18 protein-coding genes are annotated in these 18,918 nt (G+C 58.3%); 2 read left to right on the plus strand and 16 right to left on the minus strand.

From position 1 onward, the window contains the following. Positions 1-220: 220 nt before the first annotated feature. From B5F54_RS11810 to B5F54_RS11830, 5 genes are all read right to left on the minus strand, one after another. Positions 221-586, minus strand: a complete 366-nt coding sequence (locus tag B5F54_RS11810; RefSeq protein WP_087234433.1) for a VOC family protein — start codon at positions 584-586, stop codon at positions 221-223. Positions 587-725: 139 nt separating this feature from the next. Next, complete coding sequence (locus B5F54_RS11815; RefSeq protein ID WP_087234435.1) at positions 726-1,640, minus strand: DUF4097 family beta strand repeat-containing protein; 915 nt, start codon at positions 1,638-1,640, stop codon at positions 726-728. A gap of 4 nt (positions 1,641-1,644) precedes the next feature. Then, on the minus strand, positions 1,645-2,280 hold the full coding sequence (locus B5F54_RS11820) for a permease prefix domain 1-containing protein (protein WP_087234437.1): 636 nt from the start codon (positions 2,278-2,280) through the stop codon (positions 1,645-1,647). Between the two features lie 17 nt (positions 2,281-2,297). Further along, positions 2,298-2,621, minus strand: a complete 324-nt coding sequence (locus B5F54_RS11825; RefSeq protein WP_087234439.1) for a PadR family transcriptional regulator — start codon at positions 2,619-2,621, stop codon at positions 2,298-2,300. A gap of 204 nt (positions 2,622-2,825) precedes the next feature. Beyond that, positions 2,826-3,683 carry a DegV family protein gene (locus B5F54_RS11830; RefSeq protein WP_087234441.1) on the minus strand — a complete coding sequence of 286 codons (858 nt, stop codon included), beginning with the start codon at positions 3,681-3,683 and terminating at the stop codon, positions 2,826-2,828. A 211-nt stretch (positions 3,684-3,894) separates the two neighbouring features. On the opposite strand from B5F54_RS11830, the gene B5F54_RS11835 reads away from it, so the two are divergent. Then, entirely contained in the window at positions 3,895-4,410 is a 516-nt protein-coding gene (locus tag B5F54_RS11835; protein ID WP_087234443.1) for an O-acetyl-ADP-ribose deacetylase, read from the plus strand. Between the two features lie 194 nt (positions 4,411-4,604). Here B5F54_RS11835 and B5F54_RS11840 read toward each other — a convergent pair whose 3' ends face one another. The 11 genes from B5F54_RS11840 to B5F54_RS11885 all read right to left on the minus strand — a co-directional run bounded on the left by B5F54_RS11840 (position 4,605) and on the right by B5F54_RS11885 (position 11,890). Next, positions 4,605-5,177: a hypothetical protein gene (locus B5F54_RS11840; protein ID WP_087234445.1), complete on the minus strand. Its 573-nt coding sequence runs from the start codon at positions 5,175-5,177 to the stop codon at positions 4,605-4,607. After that, positions 5,174-5,539 (minus strand): MmcQ/YjbR family DNA-binding protein, encoded by a 366-nt coding sequence (locus B5F54_RS11845; protein WP_087234447.1) that lies wholly within the window; start codon positions 5,537-5,539, stop codon positions 5,174-5,176. Before B5F54_RS11845 ends, B5F54_RS11840 begins: the two co-directional genes overlap by 4 nt. Positions 5,540-5,603: 64 nt before the next feature. Continuing rightward, positions 5,604-5,867, minus strand: a complete 264-nt coding sequence (locus B5F54_RS11850) for a TfoX/Sxy family protein (protein WP_087234449.1) — start codon at positions 5,865-5,867, stop codon at positions 5,604-5,606. 14 nt (positions 5,868-5,881) lie between these two features. Continuing rightward, positions 5,882-6,604, minus strand: coding sequence for a DUF434 domain-containing protein (locus B5F54_RS11855; protein ID WP_087234451.1), 723 nt, complete (start codon positions 6,602-6,604; stop codon positions 5,882-5,884). Between the two features lie 207 nt (positions 6,605-6,811). After that, entirely contained in the window at positions 6,812-7,201 is a 390-nt protein-coding gene (locus B5F54_RS11860) for a metal-dependent transcriptional regulator (protein ID WP_087234453.1), read from the minus strand. A gap of 43 nt (positions 7,202-7,244) precedes the next feature. After that, entirely contained in the window at positions 7,245-7,421 is a 177-nt protein-coding gene (locus B5F54_RS17350; RefSeq protein WP_140400375.1) for a FeoB-associated Cys-rich membrane protein, read from the minus strand. Positions 7,422-7,446: 25 nt separating this feature from the next. Further along, positions 7,447-9,636, minus strand: coding sequence for a ferrous iron transport protein B (feoB, locus tag B5F54_RS11865; RefSeq protein ID WP_087234455.1), 2,190 nt, complete (start codon positions 9,634-9,636; stop codon positions 7,447-7,449). A 211-nt stretch (positions 9,637-9,847) separates the two neighbouring features. Beyond that, the gene (locus tag B5F54_RS11870; RefSeq protein ID WP_087234457.1) at positions 9,848-10,072 is read right to left on the minus strand and encodes a FeoA family protein; all 225 of its coding nucleotides are present in this window, start codon (positions 10,070-10,072) and stop codon (positions 9,848-9,850) included. Between the two features lie 21 nt (positions 10,073-10,093). Beyond that, positions 10,094-10,378 (minus strand): FeoA family protein, encoded by a 285-nt coding sequence (locus B5F54_RS11875; RefSeq protein WP_242969693.1) that lies wholly within the window; start codon positions 10,376-10,378, stop codon positions 10,094-10,096. 447 nt (positions 10,379-10,825) lie between these two features. Continuing rightward, positions 10,826-11,233 (minus strand): flavodoxin, encoded by a 408-nt coding sequence (locus B5F54_RS11880; protein ID WP_087234459.1) that lies wholly within the window; start codon positions 11,231-11,233, stop codon positions 10,826-10,828. 96 nt (positions 11,234-11,329) lie between these two features. Next, positions 11,330-11,890: a DUF3793 family protein gene (locus tag B5F54_RS11885; protein ID WP_172749724.1), complete on the minus strand. Its 561-nt coding sequence runs from the start codon at positions 11,888-11,890 to the stop codon at positions 11,330-11,332. A gap of 861 nt (positions 11,891-12,751) precedes the next feature. Between B5F54_RS11885 and B5F54_RS11895 the strand changes: the two genes are divergently transcribed. Continuing rightward, on the plus strand, positions 12,752-18,763 hold the full coding sequence (locus tag B5F54_RS11895; RefSeq protein WP_087234465.1) for a discoidin domain-containing protein: 6,012 nt from the start codon (positions 12,752-12,754) through the stop codon (positions 18,761-18,763). The last annotated feature ends 155 nt before the right edge of the window (positions 18,764-18,918 follow it).

Raw genomic sequence — 18,918 nt, forward strand, 5'->3', positions numbered from 1 at the left:
TTTGCAAATTACACAAATTTTACAGGGAGATTTAGGCCGAAAATCCAGATGGAAAAAATCCTGTGTGGTTGTGTCTCCTTTCCATACAGCACCTAGCATGGGAGCGCTTTTGCATGCAGGATGGCTTTTAACGGCGGTTGTCCCTTTGGGGGCTCCTCCTGACTCCTGGAAGCAAAAACGCCTGCCCCATATGGAGCAGGCGTTTCCTATTGCGGTTGGATCAACGGTCCAGGATTTCAATCCAGTAGCCGTCGGGGTCGTGGATGAAATAGAGGTCCATCGCGCGGTTTTCAAAGCAGATGCAGCCCATTTCTTCGTGCAGGGCATGCGCGGCGGCCTTGTCCTCCACGCGCACGGCGAGGTGGATCTCGTTGTCGCCCAGGTTATAGGGCTCGGTGCGGTCGCGCAGCCAGGTCAGCTCCAGCTCAAACGGCGTGGCGCCGTCGGAGAGGTAGACCAGGATGAAGGAGCCGTCCGGCGCTTCCTTCCGGCGGTGTTCCTTGAGGCCGAGTGCTTTGTCATAAAACGCGAGGCTTTTTTGCAGGTCAAAGACGTTCAAATTGGCATGTAAAAAGGTGGATTTCATATCCGTTTCCTCCGTGGTGGGATTTTTTTAAAGCATGCCATGATTTGCTCTTTTTATGATTGCAAATTCGAAAATAATAAAACGCACGGCAAAAATCTGCCGGTGGGATGGCTCTGGATGGAGGCCCAAAATTGCGGCCTTATGCGTAGAGTAAGCAGGCATCCCCACTGGTGGTATCCAGCCGGATGGATGCGCCGCCGTCTTTATAGCGGAATTCGTTGCCGCCCTGGAACCCGGGGAAGGCGCAGATCAGATCGCCCGACGAGCTGTGGAGCTGCGCCGTAAAGCCGTCGTTTTCCGGGAGGAAGAGAAGCACGTCGCCGGAGGTGGATTGTATGGTGGCTTCGGTAATCATTTGGCTTGTTCGCAGGGAGACATCTCCGGATGTGCTGGTGGCCGTGATCTGGGAGAGCTTCCCGGAGATCTCCATGTCCCCGCTGGTGGTTTGGCAGGCCAACTGTTCCACAGTGACATCCCGGCAGAGAAAGTCGCCGTTGTGGGAGGCAAAAGCCAATTCCTGATAGACGCCGGAGAGCTCTGCGTCCCCGGACTGTGTGCGGACTTCCAGGCGTTCTGCTTGCAGGGCGTCAAAGAAAAGGTCGCCGTCAGTGGTTTCCAGGGACAGGGCGTCATAGGTTTCTTCCGGCAGGTAGACCTCCAAATCGGAACCGATCGAAAAGGGGAATGGGCCGATCGCAAGGCCAGCTGTCGTGCTGCCATCTGTAACCGTCAGAACACCGTCGCGGACGGATGCCTGGAAAAACTGCTCTTCCGGCGTGTTTTTGACCCCTTTTTGCACAATTTTGATTTCGGAGCTGCTGCTGGAGCGAATAGAAACGTCGCCGCCATTCCAACGGAGGTCCAGGGATTGGACAGGGTCTGTAAAGGTTTGCTCATGGACTGTCTGATACGAACTGTTGTGATACCAACCTCGCAAGGGCAGAAACAGCCCGCCCCAACCGCCATTGTACCACAGGTAACCAAAGAGTGTGGCAAACAGCACGAATACGAGGCTCCAAATACCAATGGAAACTTTTGCTGCGGTCTTGCCCATGTTTCTACCTCCTCAGGGCGACGACACCCTTGATAATATTTTCCACTGCCGCTGCCATGATAAACAAGATCCAGGAAAAGCTCCAGATGCCAAAGAGAAAGCTGACGAATAGATAGATCCCGACGACAATGCTCCAATAAGCGCCCTTAAAGGCGTTCAAAGCGTCGCGCTGCCGGTCGTTCTTCACATGCCATTCTTTAAATTCCTCGACAATCGTGTCGTCCGCGCGGGCATAATGCGGTTTCGTCATGCTGTTATAGATGAGCAGGCCCGTTGCAGCGGCAATAAAGAGGAACATTGCCCCGATTCCCCAAGGGCCGCGGAGCAAGATCACCATAAACGGGCTCATGATATACAGCGCCACCGCAATGGCGGTGCGCAGGGCGCGTATGCTCGATTCGCGCATAGGGGGCGGTTCAAGAGGGGAAGGGCCGCGTACGCTGTCGATCAGCTCGTCGATGTCGCCGATGCTGCGGATCACAGCATTATAAGCATCCTCTTCCGACATCCCCTGGCGCAGGCGGTCGTTGTATTTTTCCACCAGATTGGAGAAAAGTTCCTCGCGGAGATCCTCAACCCGGCGGGTTTTGGGAGCGTCCGCGAAGGCGTGCTCCAGATAGGCGCGAATTCGGTCAATCATAAATGATAGCCTTCCTTTCACAAAATCAGTTTGTCGATCAGGTCTTTGGTGCGTGCCCATTCCGCAACAGCGGCTTGGTACTGCGCCCGACCCTCCTCGGTGATGGTGTAGTAGCGCCGGCGGGCGCCCGTGGTTTCATCCCCCCAATAGGAGAGGATCAGCCCGGCCTGTTCCAGGCGGCGGAATGCCGTATAGAGGGTAGCCTCTTTGAGTTCGTATTGGTTGCCGGTTTTTTCTTGCACGGCTTTGTTGATTTCATATCCATAGCTGTCCTTTTCGATCAACTGCCGCAGAATGATGGTGTCCGTATGCCCACGGATCATATCGGCCGTGATGGACAATCCTGCTCACATCCTTTCTGAGCTATAATATAATACAATATACCTCATCTGTCAAGGTATATTGAAAATGAATATAATGAATTTTTTGGGGATGCAATAGGGGGCGCAAAAAGTTCGGCCGGTTACCGGACACTGGAACACATAGGGGACAAAAAACAGGCCGTCCCCGGGTCCCCGAGAGCGGCCTGTTTGGAAATTCGTATGTCACTTGGTCAAAAAGAGGACCCCCAGCGTGTTGGGCCCGCAGTGGCAGGAGATGGTGCAGCTTGCGCGGGTTACGCAGATTTCCCGGAAGTCCGCAATTTGCTGGATGGTGCTGCGGACGAGGTCGATGTAGTTTTGGGAAATCCCCGAGTGGGTGATAAAGACCCGGTCTAACACCAGGTCTGCGCGGTCCGCCAGCTTGTCCCGCGTGTATTGCGGCAGCACTTTTTCCAAGCTGCCGCGGTACTTTTTGCCGACACTCATCGCGCCGCCGCGAAGGTTATCCACCTCAATGCAGGGTTTCAGGCGCAGCAGGTTGGCGCCGAGCGCCGTCACAGCGGAGCAGCGGCCGCCCGCGTGCATGAACTCCAGGGTATCCAGGATAAAACTGGCGTGGGAATGCGCGGTGAGCGCAGAGACCTCCTGATAAATCTCTTTGGCGGACATCCCGCGGGCAATGCGCCGCCCTGCCTCAATCACCAGAAGTCCCATGCCCGTGGAAAGGTTGCATGAATCGATCACATAGACGTGCCCCAATTCCTCCGCGGCAAGGCGGCAGTTCTGGTGGGCGGCGGACAGCGCCGATCCCAGGTTGATGTGGATGACCTCATAGCCCTCGTCCACCCATTGTTTAAAATATTCATAGAATTCCATGGTGCTGATCGCTGCGGTTTTGGGAAGCAGCTTCTTTTCCCGGTAGGTGCGGTAAAGATCCTCCGGTTGGATATCCACGCCGTCCATATACTGCTGCCCATCCAAAAGGATGTGATAGGGGAAGTACTGCACTTGGTAACGTTCTTTTAGCTCCGGGCTCAGGTCACAGGTACTGTCTGCGCTGAGAATGATTTTATTGGCCATGCTTTCTCCTCCCGTACAGCCTTACGGCTGACCTTAACAAGACCCACACCGCCCAAACCGGTGTGTTCCAAATTTACTGCCGGGCATCCCGGCGATTTTCCTTTATGATACCGCGTTTGGCAGTATTTTTCAATATGGCAATCGGCAAGAGGAAATTGCTTTTTTCCGACGGAGGGGATACAATGGAGGAAAACGACGGGGGAGAGAACCTATGGACTTACAAATCGTACGTGGAGATATCACGACCTTTCCGGTGGACGCCATTGTCAACGCCGCCAATACTTCGCTGCTGGGCGGGGGCGGGGTAGACGGCGCGATCCACCGCGCGGCCGGACCGGAGCTGTTGGCTGAATGCCGCACGCTGCACGGATGCAAGACGGGAAAGGCAAAGATCACGAAGGGATACCGGCTTCCCGCCAAATATGTGATCCATACGCCGGGCCCGGTCTGGAACGGGGGCGGGAGCCATGAGGCGGAACTCCTGGAGAGTTGCTACCGGTCCTGCCTGGAACTGGCGGAGGCGAATGGGTGCCGCACGGTGGCGTTCCCCTCCATCAGCACCGGGGTATACCATTTCCCGTTGGAACAGGCAGCGGAGATCGCGGTGCGCACCATCCTGGAATATGGGAAGGGCGGAACGGCCATTGAAGTGGTGGAGATGGTCTGTTTTGACGGCCGGACCAAGGCTGCCTATGATGCAGCGCTTGCGAAAATGAAAGAGCGGTAAGCTTTTCGATGTGTGGCGCAGCGGCGTCCACCAGTTATAAATGGCTTATCGAACGGCTGGGCGTTTTCCTGCATTTGTAGGGCCCATTTTCTACCTATGGGAAAATGGCGGAATAATCGAATAAAAAGACTTACATAAAAGGGTTCGGGCAGCCTTGTTTGGCTGCCCGAACCCTTTTATTTGATCTTCTTTACCTACTCGGTGGGAGCAGACTCCTCCGAAAAGACCGATTCCAAATGGTCCAATAAAAATTGCTGCGCGCCGTAGTTGTAGAGGATGGCCAGATAGTGCGCGCCGGTCGAGTGTGCCTGCCGCCATTCGGAGGTGATGCCGATGGCGTTCCCATTGGCGGTCGGTTCCTTCTGGCGTTTGTCGTTCCGGATGACCTCCTGCAAAAAGCCCTTCCGCACCAGCCAGGCGGTCAGGTCTGTGGCCTTCAGCTTTTGCATATGGTCGAGGTCGGCTACGGCGTTGGCCGCCTGCACAAACTGGGAGATGGGGATCGGGTTGTGGACCAGTAGGACCTGTTGCTTTTGTTCCGGCGTCAGAGAGAACGGAGGCAGCTCTTTCTTGCGCACCTTGGCGGGGTGGCTTTCCTGTTCGATGGCGCGGTCGATCAGCGTTTCTACATAGAAGAAGCACCGGGAAATCCGCACTTGGTGCAGCACGGTGTCGTGGGGCAACGGCCGGTCCGTGAGCGGGTCGATGCCATTGGCGAGCTTGTGTATATACTGTTTGGCGCGCTGCATGGTCTCCAATTCGGTCATGTTGCTTCTCCCTCCTCTTTCTTGGCGCGGCGCGGATGGGTGCGCGTCCGCTCGTAGCTCTCCCGCAGGATGTCGTAAAGCTCATCCAATGGGACGTCCGAATCTGGGATGACGGTGATCCAATGCTGCTTATTCATGTGGTAGCCGGGGTCGATCCCCTCGTAAACCTTGCAGAGAAAATCTGCCCGCATCGGGTCGCATTTCAAATTGATGCAGAGATTGCCGCTGCGTTCATAGATCATCGCAAAGCACTTCCGGTTGGACCGGTGGCGGATGACTGTCCAGTTGGGGTCGTGGAAGGGTGCGTCTTCGTAAGAATCGGGAAAGGCCAGGCAGAGCTCTGCCAGCTCGCGCCGGGTCATGGCCTTCCTCCCGCGGCGATTGCCGGCGCATGGATCATTTGCTTTCCATCCATACGGATTCCTCCTATTGCAGCCCTTTGTGGGACTGATAAAATTCTTTTAGGTCCGCCTTGACCGGCCCGTCCAGCGCGTGCCAGCGCACGCCGTGCAGGGCGCCCTCCAAAGCGCATAGACGGTGGAAACAGGCAGAAGGGTCGGCGGCCCGGATGCGCAGCCACGCTGCGCGGCTCCCGGTTTCGCGCAGCGCCTCCGGCGTGGCGATCCCCACCGCTTCCAATTGTGCCTCTAAGACTTTCCCGATGTTTGGCAGTTTTGCGAGCTCTCCCAAAGTGGTTCCCCCTTTTATTGGATTGCCCTGCCGGACAGGTCGGTGAAACGGAACCCCGGCAAGGCGGTTTCGATGATGTCCCGGCATAGATTGACCCAACCGCCGCAGCGGTTGAGGATGATCGCATCCCCCGTGGCGACACAGTCCTTGTCCCAGAGCAGGGCGTCCGCGTTGGGGACGAGCGTGGCTTCCGCGGGGAACCCACAGCCCTGCGCGAAGGAGCGGATGCGTTGGGCAAGACGGCCGGAGTTGGAGACCGGAGCGTCGAGCACAAAGACGGCGCGTTCCGGTGCAAGGCGTGCAAGCGCATCAAAGAGCAATGCAAGCACGAGATCCGTCTTGTCGATCAGGCGGTAGCTCCCGTGCAGGCCGCAGAGGTCGCGCGCTGTGCCGTCCATGCAGAGCAGGACGGTTGAGCCGGACAAGGCCGCTTCCAGAGGAATGACCACGTTGAAACCGTCCAGCCACAGGGTTTTCCGGGAGAGGGAGCCGGTGATCTCCTTCTTCCGGCGCAGCGCAATATCGCAGCGGGAGGAGGTGGCGCGGATCAATGCCATGCGCTGCCGCGCCGAGAATTGGAACCGGTCGCCCACAAAGGAGACGGCCCGTTCGAGCTCGTATCCCCGGTTCAACAGGTAGGCGGCGTCGGCCTGCGCCTCTTGGAGCAGGCGCAGGGAATCCCCCTGAAAGTCGCGCGCGTCTGTGGGGACAAACCCGCGGCGGACACACTCCGGCATAGCGTTCCCTCCTCCCCCGGCCCGGCCGGTTGTTGATAAATTTAGCTTACTGGCATTTTGGCTGAATGTCAAGCCGTTGCCGGGCGCTGCGAGGGCCGGTGGACGGTGCCCCGTCAGAAAGGGCGCCGGCGGGGGAATGGGAACAGGGCGGCGCGGAATTACATCCGCGCCGCCCTGTTTGGGATTCGATCTTAGGTTGGGAATGGCTTAAATTTGTGTTTGTTTGCACGGTTCGCAGTCCAACACGGCGGAGGCCATGCGTTGTACACCGGCATCGGACAGGTCGCACAGGCATACGATTGCATCGTGGCGCGCGTCCGATTCAGACAGGCCCAGCTGTTTCCGGAAGAAGGAAAACAGCAGGAGATAGTCGGTATAGAGCTTGTTGGAGAGGCGCGCCCCCTCCGGCGTGAAGGTTGCGGCGCCGTAGTACTCCTTTTCGATCAGTCCGTCTTCCGCCAGGGCGTTGAGCATTTTCGAAACACTGGGCTGCTTGACGGAGAGCGAAGAGGCGATGTCCTTGGAGTGGACCGCGTTTCCATTCTGGCCCAACTCATGGATGATAAAGAGATAGCGTTTTTTTCCTGAAGAGAGCAATGGAAGAGGCCCCTTTCTTTCTATACGGGCGTATGCGCGATGGTCAGCTTGCTTTGTGCTTCTGGGATTGTTCCGCACCATGGCAGCAATGCGAGCAACCGGCGCAGCCGCCGTTGCAGCCGCCTTTGCTGCTGCAATCGCATGTGCCGTGCTTTATCAAATGGCGGATGGCCAGGCCAAACAGGACAGCGAGTGCCGCTGCAATGAGGAAGGTTACCATAAAACCGCTCCTTTCATAGGGGGGATTATGCGTTTGCCGCTGCCGAACGGCGGCGGAGTTCCGCGGTACGGTTCGGGTCCGGGCGGAACAACAGGAAGAGCAGCAACGCAAGGATGATGATGGCCGCTGCGGAGCCGATGGTAAAGCCGGCGCCGGAGAAGAGCAGGCTGAACTGGTAGAGCATCAACGCCACGCAATAGGCGAAGACACATTGATACCCAATGGCAAAGGCCGTCCATTTGGCGCTCGCCATTTCGCGCTTGATCGCGCCGATGGCCGCGAAGCAGGGCGCGCACAGCAGGTTAAATGCCAGGAAGGAGAGTTTTGCGCCCATCGTGGGAAGCATAGTGGAAACCGCCGTCCAGAGGCCGGGGTCGGTTTCGCCTGCATCTGCCAGGCCGAAGAGCACGCCGAAGGTGCTGACCACGTTTTCCTTTGCCACCAGGCCGGTGATCGTGGCGACAGCGCCCTGCCAGTTGCCAAAGCCGAGCGGCGCAAAGATCCAGGCGATTGCGTTGCCGAGGTAAGCCAGGATGCTGAAGTCCATCTGGTTGACCACAGGGTCCTCCATGTCCAGCATACCGAAGGTGGCGCCGCCGCTTGCCCAGCCGAAGTTGCTGAGGAACCAGACGGCACCGCAGGCGACGAAGATTACCGTACCAGCTTTGATGATAAAGGCTTTGCCGCGCTCCAGCATATGGATTAGCACGCTTCTCGGGGAGGGGATGTGGTACTGCGGAAGCTCCATTACGAACGGGGCAGGGTCGCCCGCAAACATCTTAGTCTTTTTGAGGATGATGCCAGAGACGATGACCGCTGCAACCCCGAGGAAGTAGAACAACGGCGCCACCCATCCGGCCTGTTCCGTGCCGAACATGGAGCCGAACATCAGCGCGATGATCGGCAGCTTGGCGCTGCACGGGATAAAGGTGGTGGTCATGATGGTCATACGGCGGTCTTTTTCCGTTTCAATGGTCTTGGTGGCCATGACGCCTGGCACGCCGCAGCCGGAGGAAATCAGCATCGGGATAAAGCTCTTTCCCGAAAGGCCAAACTTGCGGAAAATGCGGTCCATAATGAACGCCACGCGCGCCATATAGCCGCAGTCCTCCAAAATAGCGAGGAAGAAAAACAGGATAAGCATCTGCGGGACAAAGCCAAGCACAGCGCCGACGCCGCCGATGATGCCGTCTACAATCAGGCCGTTGAGCCAATCCGCAGCGCCAGCGGCTGTCAGCCAGCCGCCCACGGTGGGTTGAATCCACTCGCCGAACAAGGTGTCGTTCATAAAATCTGTGACAATCGTGCCGATGGTTGTCACCGTGATATAATAGACGGCAAACATGATAACCACAAAGATTGGCAGGGCCAACCAGCGGTTTGTGACAACCCGGTCGATCTTATCGCTCATCGATAGGCCAGAGCGCTTTTTATGTACACAGTTTTTCATGAGCTTGGCGATGTAGGCATAGCGTTCGTTGGTGATGATGCTTTCGCTGTCGTCGTCCAGCTCTTTTTCTACGGAAGCAATGGCTGTTTCCAACGCATCCTTCGTCTGGGCGCTGAAATTGCACTGCGCCATGACCCGCTCGTCGCGCTCAAACAGCTTCACCGCATACCAACGCTCATGCGCCACGGGGACTTGGCCATGTACGGCCTTGGCGATATGGTCAAGCGCTTCTTCAACGGTTTTGGTGAATTCATGCTGTGGGGCGGAAGCCTTTTTTGCCTTTGCAAGGGCGATGGCGCGCTCTGCCGCCTCCATGGAGCCGGTGCCTTTGAGGGCGCTGGTCTCGATGATTTCGCAGCCCAGCGCTGCGGAGAGCTTGCGGGTGTCGATGGTGTCGCCGTTCTTTTTTACCAGGTCGATCATGTTAAGGGCGATAACCACAGGGATGCCCAGCTCCAAAATCTGGGTGGTCAAATAGAGGTTGCGCTCCAGGTTGGTCCCGTCCACCAGGTTGATGATGGCGTCGGGTTGTTCGTTGAGCAGGTAGTCGCGGCTGACCACCTCTTCCAGCGTGTAGGGGGAGAGGGAATAGATGCCCGGCAGGTCCGTGATGATGACGTCCTTGTGCCCGCGGAGCTTGCCCTCTTTCTTTTCGACCGTGACGCCCGGCCAGTTGCCGACATACTGGCTGCTGCCAGTCAGGTCGTTGAACATGGTAGTCTTGCCGCAGTTCGGGTTGCCGGCAAGCGCGATTTTCATTTGCATTCCGATGTTCCTCCTCGATACAATTGTTAGTTATGGCTAACTTATGGGCCTTTTATCATCTGGATGGAAAACAAAGCGCTGCGCAGTCGGATACCGCGGCAGGGCCTTTGCAAGCGGCTTGCGCATTTGGCGTTCCCGCTCCATCCTTCATCTGAAAGTCCGCAGCCCGTCTGGGGTGGGGCCGCCCTAGGCAGGGCGGCATTCAAACGCCTTATGCTTCCAGAAGAATGTTTTCCGCCTCGCTCTTGCGGATGGAAAGCTCGTAGCCGCGTACGTTGATCTCGACCGGGTCGCCCAGAGGCGCAACCTTGCGCACATAAATCTGTGTGCCCTTTGTGATGCCCATATCCATGATGCGGCGCTTGAGCGCACCCTCGCCGGCCAGCTTCGCCACGGATACGGTCTCGCCGCACTTTGCTTCCTTCAATGTTCTCATGATGATCCCTCCTAAATGAAATCAGGCTGTCAGGATACGGCTGGCCATCGATTTGCTAATCGCCACCCGGGTCCCTTTTACATTGACGATCATGTTGCCGTTCAATTCAGAAACGACCGAAACCTGCGCGCCCTCTGCAAAGCCAAGGTTCTGCAAAAAGCGGCGGACTTCATCTTTTCCGCGGATCGCATGCACTTCCACCGTCTTGCCCGCTTCCGCCATGGCCAGCGGCATCAACATGACCTGTGCGGCCGGTGCGGGGGGTTCCTGCACAGGCGTATGCAGAGCAGCTTCTTTTGCCAACATCTCCGTCACTCCTTTTAAAGTTAGATTAGGCTAACTTTTAAACATTTTATTAGGGGTTAGCTCTCGCTAATCCCATTTCTGCGGATATTAGTTTACACCAGCTAACTTGCGTTTGTCAATAGGTTTCTAAAATTTTTTCCAGATTACAGGAAACACGCTGGCCAGCTGGAACCCGCGGGAAAGCTTGGGGAAAGCAAAAGGCCCGGCGGGTCTGCCGGGCCTCTGCGACTAAGGAAGAAAATATCTGTATGGAGTACCTTGTAAGCGGTGTTAGAGGTTAGAGGAGACGCCGAGCCGGATGCGGCAGGCACCCGGCAGCCGTCCCGTATGGAGTACCCTATAAGCAATTTGTGATGACACTTGATCGCAATATTAAAGCGGAAGCGGGGCCGGATGCGGTTGGCATCCGGCGGCTTTCCAAAAAATGGGATACAAAGAGAAACCCACTTAAAACGCAGAGAACCGCTTGCCAAACGCTTCACATTCGGCTTCGTCGGGCGCGCCGTTGGCCATTAGGCCCTCTTCAAAGAGCTGCGCCCCGTCGCCGGAGACACGGTCCTGCCAATCGCGCATCCACTGCCCGTCGCCCCAGCCGTAGGAGCCGAAGAGCGCGACCTTCTTGCCGGAAAGGCTACCTTCTACATCGGCAAAGAAGGGCTCGAATTCGCTTTCTTCCAGGACTTCGTCGCCCATGGCCGGGCATCCGAACGCAATCTTGTCGTATTGCGCCACGGCGGAAGCGTCAGCCTCCGAAACCGGCATCACGTCGGCATCCCCAATGCCGGATGCAATGGCGTTCGCCATGGCCTCGGTATTGCCGGTGCCTGTCCAATAGATCACTGCTGTTTTACTCATAGCAAAAACCTCCTGATCTGCGCGGCGCTGTTGGGAATGCTTCCCCACCCGCGCGGGTAAGTTTGTCGGATTTTCCTTATATACAGGTATGCTGTTTTATGCAGCGGGAAGTGCGGCGAGGATATGTAGGAAAGGCACGCCTTGCTCCAAATGGTTGCACAAGGCCCGCGAACACTGCTCATATTTTTCAAACAGGTGTTTCGCATATGCTTCATCGCCGTATACTTTCCACATGCCGCAGCATTTGCAGTTGCGGCCTTTTTCCCGGATGAAGCCGGTCACGTCCTCCATAGGATAGCCCAGGAAGCAGCCGATCTCGTGGGGGAACCCTTTTTCCAGGCGGGCCCGGCGTTGCAGCCAGGCGAGCATCGCGTCCATCCCCTCTGTGACGGGATAGCCAAACCGGATAAGGCAATCTTGGACGTCTGGGCGGCGGAGCTGCTGTTTTAGCAGGCGTTCGCGGTAGACCAGCGTCAAGGTGCGCGCGCCGCATGCACAGATGGAAAATGTCCGGATGCCCTTTTCTTCCAGGAGTGACCGGTAGGCGGAGAGCGATGCGCTGCAGGAAGCAGGGCAGGAAAAAAGGTTGGACGGCTTCATTCCCGCGAGAACCGGGGCGCAGTTGCGCGCCAAAATGGATTCTACCGTATCCGCCATGGGGTTCCCTCCTAAATATTGGTTAGTCATAGCTAACTGATTGGTAAAAAGAAAAAACAAGTGGAAAAGAAGCGCTCCAAAAGCCTGACAATTCTGTGGGGCCGATACCGGCCGGGGCAGTGGCGCTTCTTGCTGGCTTTGGTGCGTATGGCCCCGTGTGCCATCAACGCAACGTAGGCTTGCAACCAGCATCCGCTTCTTGATTAGCACCTGCTAACCACGGCTCTATGGTACCATGCGTTCCAGAGGATGTCAAGCGGTTTGCGACATGTTAGATAAGGATAAGATAAATCGCCAGGGAAAGGGCGGGCTGCGGGCAGGGCCTTCCCGCTTTCTGGGAAGGGAGGTTCCATGGCGCTCTTTACAAAAATGGCCTGTTGGGCAAGCGGGCGGGCAGATTCCCGCCCGCCAATATAGCAAGACGATGGCCCTAGGCGATTCTTTTTCAAAATACCTGGCAATCGTTTGAAATGCCTTTTATGGATAAATTTCTCAAACATATGGAGAAATGTTTCATTTAGGCAAAGAGAAAATAAATTTGATATCTTGCCAAAGAATTTTGTATGGATTCTTCTGCTTGGCATCTTTATTATAAAGGCGTACGCATATATGTGCAAAGTTTTTGAGCATAGTGATGGGTTTCCCTAAGTGTGAAGGCTTTTTTTCAAAGGTGCCTTTCATAAAGGGGAGCATATATATACGGAAAGCGGGGTAAGCGGCACGCGGGATATGTAAAATTGCTGTTTCGCTGTGCTTTGGGCCTAAGGTCTTATATCTGAAAGACTTGCAGGAAAGAAAGGAGGAGGTTGCAGAATAGAAGAAAAGGAGTCTACGGCATTATACAATGGAAGGAGAAGAAGTATGAAAACAGCATGGCAAAAGTGGACGGCCTGCCTCCTGGCAACGCTGATGGTCCTCGGCTCTGTGTTTGCCGGGCCGGGCGTTGCGGCATGGGCGGCCGGGCCGGACGATGGCAATGCCGCGGCATTGCCGAGCTCCGCAGCGGAACCCGGCAGGGAAACCATCAATTTCAACAACGATTGGCTGTACTATAAGGGTGACATCACCGGTGCGGAAGCGGTGGATTTTGAGGACAGCGAATGGCTCTATGTGAACCTGCCGCACAGCACGATCCACTATACCCCGGACAACTATTATCAGAAGGACCTCGGGGTCTTCTGGTACCGCAAGCACTTTACCGTACCGGAGGAAATGCAGGGCAAAAAGCTCTACATCACCTTTGAGGCGGCGATGCAGGCCGCGGAAGTGTGGCTCAATGGGGAGAAAGTTGGCTCCCATCAGGGCGGCTACACCGCGTTTGTAATCGACCTGACCGATTTCGTGTCCTATGGCGAGGAAAACGTGATCGCGGTGCGCATCGATACGCGCCCGAACACGGCCTTCAACCCCGGCAAGACCAACCCGGACTTCCAGTATTTCGGGGGCCTGTACCGGAATGTATACCTCACGGCGATGGACACGCTGCATGTGAGCGACGCGGTCTATGAGAACGAGGCCGCAGGCGGCGGGCTCTTCCTGACGGCCCCCTCCGTCACCAAGGAGAGCGCCACAGTCAAGGCGCAGACCGACGTGAAGAACGAAGGGGCGCAGGCGGAAGACACCACCGTCCGCACGGAGATTGTGGATGAGGACGGTTCGGTGGTCGCCACAAAGGAGGACACCGCCTCGATTGAAGCGGGCGAGCGCTATGCGTTTACCCAGGAGCTGGTGGTGGAAACCCCGCGCCTGTGGTCCGTCAATACGCCGGAGCTCTACACCGTGCGCACCACGGTCCTGACCGGCGATACGGTCCGCGATTCCCTGGAGACCACCTATGGTATCCGCAAGGTGGAATGGAAGCGCGATGGCTGCTACATCAACGACGAATTTGTGGAACTCAACGGTGTAAACCTCCACTCGGAGACGGGCATGCTCGGCAACGCGCAGTCCAACGACGCGATCTTTGAGGAGGTCCGCCGCTTGAAGGAGTGGGGCTTCGATTTCATCCGCATGTCCCACTACCCGCACGCGCCGGCATTCTACGCCGCGTGCGACAAATACGGCGTGGCGGTGATCGACTGCCTCTCCGGTTGGCAGCAGTTTGTCAACACCGATAGCTTTAAGAATGCGACCTATCAGGAAGTGCGCGACATGTTCCACATGAACCGCAACTACTGCTCCATTGTCGCATGGGAGCCGAGCCTCAACGAGAGCAGCTACAACCAGGCGTGGGCGCAGGAAGTGCAGCGCATTTCCCACGAGGAATACCCGACGGACGGGGATTCCCGCATCTATACCGGCGGCTGGAGATACTGGAATGTATTCGACATGGGCGTCGGCACCCCGCAGGCAAACGTCATCGGCGACGCTGCCACCTACAGCGACAAGCCGGTGATCGTCAGCGAGTACGGCGATTGGAACTATGGCGGCTATACCTCCACCACCCGTGTGACCCGCGAGCCGGCGCACACGAAGTTTAATGGCGGCGACGAGGGCATGCTGATCCAGTGCGACAACCTCCAGGAGTCCATGGCCCTCAACCGCAGCCAGGAGTGGGGCGGCGCCTATGCCTATTGGCAGTACGCCGACTATGCAGGGTTTGATACCACGGACCTCACCTACTGCGGCGTTGTGGACATCTACCGCATCCCGAAGTTCAGCGCATACTTTGTGCAGAGCCAGCGCGACGCGGATATCGACCTGAGCGAATACGGGATTGACAGCGGCCCGATGGTCTTCGTGGCCAATACCTGGGCTTCCGATTCCCCGGACCAGGTCCGCGTATTCAGCAACTGCGACGAAGTGGAACTCTTTGTCAACGGCGAGTCGATCGGCAGGCAGACCCCCGACACGCAGATGTGGGGTCCGCACGGCGACGGCAGCCCGAATAACTACCCGGCCGAAGGCGCGGGCAAATACATCAGCACCGAAAACCTCAAGCACCCGCCGTTCACCTTTGACCTGAGCGCCTACACGCCGGGCGAGGGCACCATCACGGCGGTCGGCTATATCGATGGCCAGCAGGTGGCGGAATATGTCCGCCGCGCGCCGGAAGAAGCCGCGCAGCTCACCCTTGAGGCGGAAAACGACGAGCCGCTCAAGCTGGACGGCAGCACCGCCAAGCTGGTCTGGGTCGACGTGCGGGATGCAAACGGCACCGTGGTCAACACGGCGGACAATGCCATCACCTTCTCCGTGGACGGCCCCGGCATCGTGGTCGGCGACAAGACCGAGGCCGACGAGGGCCAGGCGACCAAGACCATCACCGCATTGGGCGGACAGATGGGCGTTTGGGTGCGCAGCAAGCGCGGTTCGGGCGACATCACCCTGACGGCGACCTCCAATGGGCTCACCACCGCAACCCTCACCATCCCGACCGAGACGGTCGAGGGCCTGCCGGAAGTCCCGGAGGGCGGCGACGCAGACGAGGCGGATTATGTGGCGCCGGAGCAGCCGGCCACCGACAACCTGTTCCTCAATAAGCCCGCGAGCGCCAGCAGCGAAAACACCAGCAGTCAGCTGGGCGTCGAGGCTGCGGAGCGCGCTAACGACGGCGACGAAACGACCAAATGGTGCGCCAGAGTGACCGACACAAGCGACAGCTCGGTTGGCCCGCACTGGTGGCAGGTCGACATGGGCGACACCTACAACCTTGAGAGCGTGGAAATCCTCTTCGAGATGAATACCAATTATAAGTATCAGATCGCGGTCTCCGACAGCCCGGACATGACGCAGGCCGATGTGGTCGTGGACCGCAGCAGCAATGCGGAGAGTGTCCAGCGCGTGACGGAGAACATCGACCGGGAATGCCGGTATGTGCGCGTGTATGTCAACTGCCCGGCTTCCAACATCTGGCCCTGCATTTTGGAGGTCAAGGGCGTGGGCGAGAGCCTCAACACCAACGTGGCGCTCGGCAAGGACGCGACCGCCAGCCGGGAGGGTTCCGGCCATCCGGCTTCGGACGCGGTGGACGGCGACCCGAGCACCTATTGGACCAACGCGGCGATGGGCGCGGCCAACTGGCAGGTGGACCTCGGCGGCGATTACCAGATCAACCAGGTGGACGTGGACTTTGTCTGGGGCGACGGTTCCCTGATGCACAACTTCACCCTGCAAAGCTCCATGGACGGCAACAGCTGGACCGATGTGGCAACCTACAGCGGCCCGGATAAGACCGCTTCCCTCCAGGTGGATACGCTTGCCCGTTACCTGCGCGTATACAATCTGTATGCGGGCGACGGCACAAGGGATTGGACGGAAATCGCAGAATTCTGCGCCTACGGCTCCGAGGCGGCGGAAGAGACGCGCCTGGATTACGGCGCCCCGTCCTATGCGAGCTCCAGCGCGGCGGACAGCGACCCGTCCTATGGCAACGACGGCGACCCGGCCAAGTATTGGGTCCCGGCGCCGGACGATGCATCCCCGTGGTGGTACTATGACGCAGGCGGCCTGTACGATATGAGCAATGTGCAGCTTACCTGGAACAGCGAGCAATCCCACCGCTATACCATCGACCTCTCCGTGGATGGGGAGACCTGGACCACCGTCGCCGACCATATGGACGGCAGCGAAGCGTTGACCCTGACGAACGACGACATCTCCGGCTTGGCGCGCTATGTGCGCATTTCGCTCCCGGCGGGCAGCACCGAAGGGTTCTGGATCAACTCCACCGGCCGCGAGGCCTCCGCAAGGCTGGTCACAGGCGTGGAAACGCTGGACAGCGTGGAAGCGTATGTGGGCACGGCGTTTGAGGACCTGGACCTGCCGGACGAAATCAGCGCCACCCTGGAGGGCGACCTCTCGACCAAGCTCCCGGTGGTCTGGGATGAGGACAGCTACCGCGCGGATACCGCGGAAGAGCAGACCATCACCGGCACCCTGACGATGATCCCGGGCGTCAAGAACAGCGACGGCGTGAAGGCTTCCATCGTCGTGGACGTCCAGGAGATCCCGGAGCAGACCGTTTCCATGGCCCTGACAGCGCCGGAAACCGTGGCCCCGGGCAGCACCTTTACCGTAACCCATTCCTTCAGCGGCCTCGGCGAGCTGATGGATCCCCTCTATATCGTCCAGATGGACCTCACCTATCCGGAGGGCCTGACCTGCGAGTCGGTCGTCCCGAACGACGGCATCGACGGGAACCTGACGGTCGGCATCCACAACGACGAACAGAAAGTGACGATCCTTTACGATAGCAATACCTTTGACGGCCTGCCCACGGACGCGAGCGGCCTGTTTACCGCCACGTTTGCGGTGGACGAAGCGATGGCGGAAGGCGATTACACCATCGGAATGGGCAATGTGATCGCCCTGACGGTGGACGGCAACGACGTCGGCAGCGCGCTGCAGAATGCGGCCGTGCAGGTTGGGCAGACCGCGCCGGAGACGGCGGACCTGACCGTGACCTTTAACGGCAAGGATGCAAAGCTGTGGATCGACGGGGAAGAGCAGACCATTGCCAACCTCCTCGGCACCTACAAGCAGGCGGACGTTGCAAACGGCGAAGCGCTCACGTTTGACTTCACGCCGGCGGTGGACGGCAGAATCTTCCGCGCGGTGACGGTGAACGGCGGCGAGCCGGAACTCATCGGCGAGGATTCCTATACGTACACCGGGACGATGGACACCCTGAACCCGACGCTTAGCTTTGCGTTTGAGACGGTGAGCAAGACCACCCTGCAGGCTGTGATCGACTACGCGCAGGCGCGCATCGACGCGGGCGACGTGGACAACCTGGTCCCGGCCGTGCAGGAGAAGTTCCAGAAGGCGTTCGACGCGGCGGTCGAGGTCAACGACGACCCGGCGGCCACCCAGGACGAGATCAACGAGGCGTGGAGCAACCTGCTGGACGCCCTGCATTATCTGGACTTCACCGTGGGCGACAAGACAAAGCTCGAAGAGCTGGTTGCCATTGCGGAGACGCTGGACGAGGCCGACTATACAGCGGCGAGCTGGGAGGCATTCCAGGATGCGCTCGCAGCGGCACAGGAGACCGTAGAAGATGAAAACGCCGTCCAGAACGACATCGACAGCGCATACGATGCGCTCTACGACGCGATGATGGACCTGGCCGGCACGGCGGACCGCACGACGCTGGACATGGTCATCGCAGAGGCGGAGGCCATCCGCGCCGGCCTGGACAGCTACCTGGAAGAGGGCAAGCAGGAATTCCTGGATGCCCTGGAAGCAGCCAAGGCGATCGGCAACGACGCAACCCAGGCCGAAGTTGACGCAGCGGCCGAGGCGCTCAACCGGGCGATGGCGGACCTGCGCAAAGCGCCGGACCGCGAAGAGCTGGAAGCGCTTCTCAGCCGCATGGAATCCAAGGACCTGAGCAGCTATACCGCATCCAGCGCAGCGGCGTTTACCGCGGCGAAGAACAACCTGGCCGCGGTGCTGGCGAAGTCCGACGCAACGCCGGAAGAGCTGGCGGCGGCGCAGGATACCGCGCTGCAGGCGGAAAAGAACCTCAAGAAAAAGACCCAGAACAGCAGCTCGCAGGGTTCCTCCTCCAGCAGCTCCAACAGCGGCAACGCCTATGGCGCGGCTGGAACGGCAACGGTGAACCCGGTGGTCAATGCGGCGCAGTCCGTTGTAGAACAGACTTCGGTCCGCAGCGATACGACGCTCCCGTTCACCCTGACCAGAGGCAGCGCGTACTGCTTCAAGATGACGGTGCTCAACGGCAGCAATGTGATGCCGAGCTTCACCGTGGGCAATGGCAGCGTGCTCAAGACGCAGTTTGTGGCGAGATCCGGAAATGACTACTACTTCCGCGTCTATGCAACCGGCAAGCCGGGCGAGAGCACGGGCGTTTATACGACCCTGCCCGGCCAGAACCCGGTCCGCCATTGCGTTGTGACCATCGGCTAAATGCAGAATCCTGCAATCCCCTCGGATGGGAAGGCCCTTGCGCGGGAGATGGAATGGCATCTCCTGCGCGGGGATTGCGGATTTGCTTTCCCGGGGACGCCCGTCCCGCGAAAGGGGCGGGGCGGTTCCGGAACGGTGGAGTGAAAGGAAAGGAG

This window comes from Anaeromassilibacillus sp. An250, assembly GCF_002159845.1.
Taxonomy (GTDB): Bacteria; Bacillota; Clostridia; order Oscillospirales; family Acutalibacteraceae; genus Anaeromassilibacillus; species Anaeromassilibacillus stercoravium.